The organism is Rhizobium sp. BK181 (genome assembly GCF_014193305.1).
Taxonomy (GTDB): domain Bacteria; phylum Pseudomonadota; class Alphaproteobacteria; order Rhizobiales; family Rhizobiaceae; genus Rhizobium.
Map to the genome: position 1 here is coordinate 1 of NZ_JACHZA010000037.1, position 6,278 is coordinate 6,278.

8 protein-coding genes and 1 rRNA gene are annotated in these 6,278 nt (G+C 58.8%); 6 read left to right on the forward strand and 3 right to left on the reverse strand.

Annotation, left to right across the window (positions count from 1 at the left end):
- The 5 genes from rrf to FHT77_RS32160 form a co-directional block, all read left to right on the forward strand.
- A 5S ribosomal RNA gene (gene rrf, locus FHT77_RS30985) occupies nt 1–91 on the forward strand; the annotation flags it as partial.
- 254 nt (nt 92–345) lie between these two features.
- Nucleotides 346–708, forward strand: a complete 363-nt coding sequence (gene tnpA / locus FHT77_RS30990; RefSeq protein ID WP_183759291.1) for an IS66-like element accessory protein TnpA — start codon at nt 346–348, stop codon at nt 706–708.
- On the forward strand, nt 705–1,052 hold the full coding sequence (tnpB, locus tag FHT77_RS30995; RefSeq protein ID WP_012478058.1) for an IS66 family insertion sequence element accessory protein TnpB: 348 nt from the start codon (nt 705–707) through the stop codon (nt 1,050–1,052). The genes tnpA (FHT77_RS30990) and tnpB (FHT77_RS30995) overlap by 4 nt, the downstream gene beginning before the upstream one ends.
- A 72-nt stretch (nt 1,053–1,124) precedes the next feature.
- The gene (gene tnpC / locus FHT77_RS31000) at nt 1,125–2,690 is read left to right on the forward strand and encodes an IS66 family transposase (RefSeq protein WP_183759292.1); all 1,566 of its coding nucleotides are present in this window, start codon (nt 1,125–1,127) and stop codon (nt 2,688–2,690) included.
- Entirely contained in the window at nt 2,690–2,995 is a 306-nt protein-coding gene (locus tag FHT77_RS32160; protein ID WP_037138382.1) for a hypothetical protein, read from the forward strand. Before tnpC (FHT77_RS31000) ends, FHT77_RS32160 begins: the two co-directional genes overlap by 1 nt.
- Nucleotides 2,996–3,191: 196 nt before the next feature.
- Here FHT77_RS32160 and tnpC (FHT77_RS31015) read toward each other — a convergent pair whose 3' ends face one another.
- Genes tnpC (FHT77_RS31015) through tnpA (FHT77_RS31025) form a run of 3 tightly spaced genes read right to left on the reverse strand, consistent with a single transcriptional unit; the run spans nt 3,192 to nt 5,585 of the window.
- Entirely contained in the window at nt 3,192–4,778 is a 1,587-nt protein-coding gene (gene tnpC, locus FHT77_RS31015) for an IS66 family transposase (RefSeq protein WP_183759294.1), read from the reverse strand.
- 53 nt (nt 4,779–4,831) lie between these two features.
- Entirely contained in the window at nt 4,832–5,185 is a 354-nt protein-coding gene (tnpB, locus tag FHT77_RS31020; RefSeq protein ID WP_113451388.1) for an IS66 family insertion sequence element accessory protein TnpB, read from the reverse strand.
- On the reverse strand, nt 5,166–5,585 hold the full coding sequence (gene tnpA / locus FHT77_RS31025) for an IS66-like element accessory protein TnpA (protein WP_183759295.1): 420 nt from the start codon (nt 5,583–5,585) through the stop codon (nt 5,166–5,168). The genes tnpB (FHT77_RS31020) and tnpA (FHT77_RS31025) overlap by 20 nt, the downstream gene beginning before the upstream one ends.
- Before the next feature lie 116 nt (nt 5,586–5,701).
- Here tnpA (FHT77_RS31025) and tnpA (FHT77_RS31030) point away from each other — a divergent pair, with 116 nt between their 5' ends.
- The gene (gene tnpA / locus FHT77_RS31030) at nt 5,702–6,145 is read left to right on the forward strand and encodes an IS66-like element accessory protein TnpA (RefSeq protein WP_183759296.1); all 444 of its coding nucleotides are present in this window, start codon (nt 5,702–5,704) and stop codon (nt 6,143–6,145) included.
- Nucleotides 6,146–6,278 lie beyond the last annotated feature (133 nt).

Here is a 6,278-nt window from a genome sequence, read left to right on the forward strand (position 1 = left end):
GCACCCGTTCCCATTCCGAACACGGCCGTGAAACGCCCCAGCGCCTATGGTACTTCGTCTTAAGACGCGGGAGAGTCGGTCGCTGCCAGGTCTGCCAAGCGCAACAAAAAATCTTCTCTGAACGAAAACGGCCCAGGCCGAAACAAAAGGGCCGCCTAAAGCGGTCCTTTCTGCTATAATCGGCCGACTGAAATTTGAGGGCATTCACCAGACATATAATGGTGCGTCCCTTACAGGAGACGTGAGCGTCCGGTGAGCTGTTTTTGCTGATCGGGCAAATCAGGCGATGTTCTGGCATTCGAACCAGCATTAATGCTGACATTAATACCAGAACAAAGAGGTTTCATGGCTCGCATAGAGATCATGTCCGGTACCGAGCGCAGACGGCGTTGGTCGGACGAGGCGAAGCTGAGGATACTGGCGGAAGCTGATGAGCCCGGTGCTCGCATTGGTGACGTGGCTCGCCGGCACGACATTCATCCGGGCCAGATCCGATTATGGCGGCAATCATTCAGCTATGCCGATCGGCCGACGGTGTTCCTCCCGGTGGAAATCACCGAGGAGGTTGGCGTAAGCCAGCCGACTACGGCGGCAACGAGGCCGGCGATCGTGGAGATCTTGCTTCGAAACGGTCGGCGCTTGAAGGTTCCGGCTGACGTCGAGTTGAAGCTGCTTGGTCCGCTGGTCGCTTGCGTGGAGGCGGCATGATCGGGCCATCGGGGAACGTGCGGGTCTATCTGGCCTGTGGGGTGACCGATATGCGGCGTGGCATTGATGGTTTGTCCGCGCTGGTGGAGACGGTGGTGAAGGAGGCGCCGGGCTCGGGCGCGATCTTCGGCTTCCGCGGAAAGCGCGCTGATCGGATCAAGCTTCTTTGGTGGGATGGCCAGGGATTCTGCCTGTTCTACAAGATTTTGGAGCGCGGATACTTTCCCTGGCCGACGGCGAAAGAGGGCGTCGCGCACCTGACTCAGGCGCAGCTTTCCATGCTCGTGGAAGGGATCGACTGGCGTCGGCCGGCATGGACTTCGGCTCCTGGCCGAACGGGATAAAAGCTATATTTTGCAGGGACATCCGAGGCATAACGCTGGTGCATCAGAGGCAAATCGGCTAGATTTGCGGGTATGGAAACAGCGCCGCTGGACAGTCAGGACGAGCTCACTGCTTTGCGCGCACTGGTCGCCGAACAGGCGGCGAAGCTTGAGAGCCAGGAAGCCGAGGTCATCAAGCGTGACTCCATAATCGGGCTTCTTCGCGCACAACTGGAGCTGCTCCGACATCGGCAGCATGGCGCCTCTTCGGAAAAGATCGACCGGAAGATAGAGCAGTTCGAACTGATGCTGGAGGAGATTGAGGCCTCCCGTGCCGAGGCTGAACTGCGCTCCGGCAAAACTCCTCTGCCAGAGTTGGACGACGCATCCGAGAAGCCGAAGCGCAAGCCCTTGCCCGATGGTCTCGCCACCGAAGAACTTGTCTATGCGGCTCCCTGCAATTGCCCGACTTGCGGTGGCACCTCGTTCCTGAAGGCGGCCGACAGGGTGGTCCAGGTGTTGGAGCACGTGCCGGCGTCGGTCAAGATTGTCCGGCATATCGAAAAGCGCATGATCTGCAGGGAATGCGATACGACGGTGGCTGGCGAGATGCCGACCTTGCCGATCGAGCGCGGCAAACCCGGGCCGGGACTGCTCGCCCATATCATGATCGCCAAATTCGACGATCACATCCCCCTCTATCGCCTCTCCGAGATGTACGACCGGTTGGGGATAGACATCTCCCGATCCGTGATGGCCGACTGGGTCGGCCGCGTGTCTGCTTTGCTGACGCCACTCGTCTTGTTGATCAGGGCCCATATCGCAGCACTCGACCGAATACATACGGACGATACCCCGGTCGATGTTCTCGACCCCGGGCGGGGGAAGACAAAAACCGGCAGGGTCTGGGTCTACGTCTTTGACGGCAGTGGCTATCAATCCGCCACTCCTGCAGCCATCGGCTATTACTACAGCCCTGACCGCAAGGGCGCGCATCCGGCTGACCACCTGGCAAGCTTCAGCGGCGTCATGCATGCAGATGGCTACGGGGGTTACAAGAAACTCTACGGCAACCAGATCATCGAAGCTGCCTGCATGGCGCATGTGCGCCGCAAGTTCCATGATGTGATCAAGCTGAAGCCGTCGCCGATCGCTGATGAAGGGCTGTCGCGCATCGGCGCTCTCTACGATATCGAGAACCGTATCCGAGGGATGTCGGCTGACGATCGGCGCACCCTGCGCCAACACCATGCCCGACCAGTTCTGGACGATCTCAAGGCCTGGATCGAAACCACGCTCTCGACTTTGCCACAGAAACAGAGGCTGGCCGAGGCGATGCGATACGCCCTGTCGCGATGGGCAGCCTTGAGCGTCTACATCGATGATGGCCGTGTCGAAATCGACAACAACATCGCTGAACGAGCCATGCGTCCACTCGGAATCGGAAGGAAAAACTGGCTTTTTGCCGGCTCGGACAAGGGCGGTGAGCGCATCGCCAACATTCTGACCATCATCGAGACGGTCAAACTGCAAGGCCATAATCCGGAGGTCTATCTGACAGATGTCCTGACCCGGATCCAGGATCATCCCAAGGATCGACTTGAAGATCTGTTGCCCTGGAACTGGACGCCGGCAAACGGTCGGTGCGAGGCTGCCTGATGGCTTGCTCAAGGTTCATCTACACGCTCAACCAAGTCGCCGGCATGGTAGGCGAGAACCTCGAACTGATCGAGGAAATCACCGCGAACTCGGACAACATCTCCGAGGGCGAACTGGTTTACGTAAGTGATGGCAGTGAAGATGGCACGAAGGGCCTGACCGAGAATGGCATCGAAGAACTTCAAAGCCTACTCGCCGACATCAGGACCTGGGACGGCGGTATCCGCGAGTTCCTCATCGACACACAATGCGATCCCGACATGATCGACCGTGTCATGGCCGATGAGATGAAACGGGGCCAATAGCTCTCGACACTTGAAAATGCCTTCGCCGGACGCTCACCAGGAGACAAAACCCATAGGGTTTTGCTCCGTGAGCGCGACGAACACCCCACCTTTCCTTTTGAGATTGAGGCCGCGAGATAAGCGTAAGCGCGATTTTCGATGCGCATTGACGGCTGCTGCACCGCTCGCCTCGCATCCGTACCGAGATCCGGCTCTGTTAGGCGGTGGATGTTTTCGAGAAGTTGATCGGTAGCAGGTCGCCGATGTCGGCGTCGTCGTGTCGCTGCGGCAACTCAGTGAGCGCGTGTCGTAGCCAGATCAGAGGGTCGACGCCACAGGCGCGGCATGTCAGCATGAGACTGTAGATCACGGCGCTGGCCTTGGCTCCGTCAGCAGTGTCGCTGAACAACCACGATTTTCTTCCGGTCGCAAAAACTCTGATGTCACGTTCCAGAATGTTGTTATCGATGGGCATCCTGCCATCGCTGATGTAGCGCGTCAGATAATCCCACTGGTTCAGAGTGTAGGACACGGCGTCGCCGAGCTTGGTATCGGGTGCGACCTTTGGCGCGATATCGTCGAGCCATGACTTGAGGGCGTTCAGCACAGGTAAGCTGTGCTGTTGGCGGAAGCGGCGAATGCAGTCGGCCTGCGTTTCATTGGCCTCGGGCATCTTGTCTCGCGCCTGCCTTTCGATCCGGTAGAGTTGTTCAAAGAACCTGAGGGCCTGCTCCGGCGGGCCGCCACCTTTCTTTCTCGCCTTGAGGGCGTCGACGAAGCGCCGCCTGGAGTGAGCCATGCATCCGACATGGGTTGCGCCATGCAATGTGCGCCAAGCTGTGTAGCCATCGCTCACCAATATGCCGCGGTAGTCACCAAGGAAGGTCTGCGGATGGATCTGGCCGCGCCCCGGCCGATAGTCGAGCAATACGATTGGCTCGTCACTGTCCTCGCCGCTGCGATATGCCCACATGTACGATGTGCTTGTGGCCTCCTTGTCCTTTTCCTTGAGGACTTGGACTGTCGTCTCATCGCCATGAATGAGAGGCTGCGATCGCAACCGCAGTTTCAGCGCATCATAGATGCGGTGCAGATGCTTCTCGCTTGAGCCGATGACCCAGTGAGCGAGAGCGCCGCGGCTGATCGGCACACCAGCACGCTCAAATGTCTGAGCCACGCGGTAAAGCGGTGTGCCGTCGACGTATTTGTGAACGAGCGCGAAGGCTAACGTCGAGGCGGTGGCGATGCTGCCCGGCAGGGGCTGCGTCGGCATCGGTGCGATCACGACGGGCGTGTTAATCCCGGTGCGGTCGCAATGGCGGCAAGCGTACTTGAACCGCACATTCTGTAGGACCTTTGCCTTGACCTCGATATGGAGCTGCTCGGTAACAGCCTCGCCCAGGCGATGCATCTGACCCTGGCAGCAGGGACAAGACTTCTGATCGTCGGGGAGGTCATATTCGACGCGCTCGCGTGGCAGGTCTTCCGGCAGAGGTCTGCGTCCACGCTTCTTTCCCATTTGACCTTCTACCGCTGGCAGGCCGGTGTCCGGAAGCTCGACAACATCGCCTTCCTCGCTGTCATCCTCGACCGCAGCCTCTTCGGCCTCGTTGAAGAGACGATCAATGTGCTTTTCACTGCGGGGAGCAAAGCGATGGAGCTTTGCCAGTGCCAGTTCTTCTTCCAGCTTGACGACCCGCTGCGAGAGCGCTTCCTTCTCGGCCTTGAGCGCAGCGATTTCGGCAGCATGGGCCGCCAACTGCGCCATCAGCTCTGCAACACTGGGGTCGCCGGTTCGAGTCATCAGATTCTTGAATCTGAACCGCCCCTTTGCGTCAACAGCTCAATTCGCCATCCTCAGCCGGCGATCTGATATTGCCGCACCGGATGGCGGATCATCGCATCGATATCGATGCCATCGAGAATCCAATGCAGCTGCTCTGTCGTCAGCGTCACCACCGCAGTCTCTCGGCGGGGCCATCGGAACCTGTCTTCCGTCAATTTCTTCAGGACCATCACAAAACCGGACCGATCAAAGAACAGGAGCTTCACCCGGTCGCGACGGCGATTACAAAAGGCAAAAACCGCAGGAGCAAAGGGATCCAGCGCCATCGTCTCCTGGACCAGGACCGCGAGGCTGTTGATGCCGGCCCGAAAGTCGATCGGCTCACGATGCAGGTAAACCTGGAGATCAGCGCCAAGTCTGAACATGACCCAGCGCTCCTATTATTGCTGCCAACCCATCGACATCACTGCATTCCACCGTCACGCTCACCCCGTTCGGCAGTGAAGCGCTCAGCTTGGCCGCACAAGACAGCCTCTTGATGCTTTTATCCAAGCTGCTGCGCTGCACTGGCAGGCTCCGATCGGGACCGACCTGAACCGGAACGAACGCCGGACCCCCGGGCACAGGATGACCAAGCCGCTTGGCCCTCTGTATCCATTTCCGCAGGAGATTGACATTAACGCCGTGTTCAAGCGCAAGCCGCGATACCGAGACACCCGGTTCAAGACAGGCTGCAACAAGACGATCTACCGAAGCTGGGTCATATCGACGTCGTCCGTCACTACCCACAAGCCGCACCCGCAGTCTTTGCTCATCTTCTTCCATGATTTGGTGTCCACCTATTTTGGTGGACACTTCATGCCTGAGAGCACTTCGCTTCAGAAGGTGCGCAGAAATTCGCGCTTACAGATAAGCTCCTTCATCGATAGGAGCGGAATGGAATGGTTGGAGATCGCGCTGATGCCATGCTTGAAGTCATGGATGAAGGCATGCATGAAGCCAGGCATGAGGGAAAGTATCGTCGGATCGAGGTGATCACCGGTCGGCGGCAGCGGCGGAATTGGACTGACGAGGAGAAGGCGCGGATCCTTGCGGAAAGCGCAGAACCCGACGTGAACATCTCGGCCGTTGCCCGGCGCTGGGGCGTCAATCGCGGCTTGCTGAATGTCTGGCGTCGGGAAGCTGGACTAACCTCTCGTCGCTCTGCCAAGACCTGCGCGCAGCAGGCGATGTTCGTGCCCGTGACGGTGGTTGGCGATCGAACGCCTCCCGGAAGCTTGCCGTCGGATGTCGCCCACTTCGCCGCAGGTCGGATTGAGATCGAGATTGCTGGCGCGCGCATGACAGTTATCGGCTCGGTAGCGCCTGAGCTGGCACAAGCGTAAGCGCGAATTTCTGCGCACCTTCTGAAGCGCAGTGCTCTCAGTGACCTTGCCCCCAAGTTTTATCCAGTTTTAAGTTCGCTCCGGCGGTTTTGGGTTGCTGTATTTGGGGCGGTAGCGGCGGGTTGCGGTGCGG

Excerpts from the sequence above, each read along its gene's own strand:
- tnpB (WP_113451388.1), bottom strand. The coding sequence starts at position 5,185 with ATGTTCAGACTTGGCGCTGATCTCCAGGTTTACCTGCATCGTGAGCCG.
- tnpC (WP_183759292.1), top strand. The coding sequence starts at position 1,125 with ATGGAAACAGCGCCGCTGGACAGTCAGGACGAGCTCACTGCTTTGCGC.
- tnpA (WP_183759295.1), bottom strand. The coding sequence starts at position 5,585 with ATGGAAGAAGATGAGCAAAGACTGCGGGTGCGGCTTGTGGGTAGTGAC.
- tnpA (WP_183759291.1), top strand. The coding sequence starts at position 346 with ATGGCTCGCATAGAGATCATGTCCGGTACCGAGCGCAGACGGCGTTGG.
- FHT77_RS32160 (WP_037138382.1), top strand. The coding sequence starts at position 2,690 with ATGGCTTGCTCAAGGTTCATCTACACGCTCAACCAAGTCGCCGGCATG.
- tnpC (WP_183759294.1), bottom strand. The coding sequence starts at position 4,778 with ATGACTCGAACCGGCGACCCCAGTGTTGCAGAGCTGATGGCGCAGTTG.
- tnpB (WP_012478058.1), top strand. The coding sequence starts at position 705 with ATGATCGGGCCATCGGGGAACGTGCGGGTCTATCTGGCCTGTGGGGTG.
- tnpA (WP_183759296.1), top strand. The coding sequence starts at position 5,702 with ATGGTTGGAGATCGCGCTGATGCCATGCTTGAAGTCATGGATGAAGGC.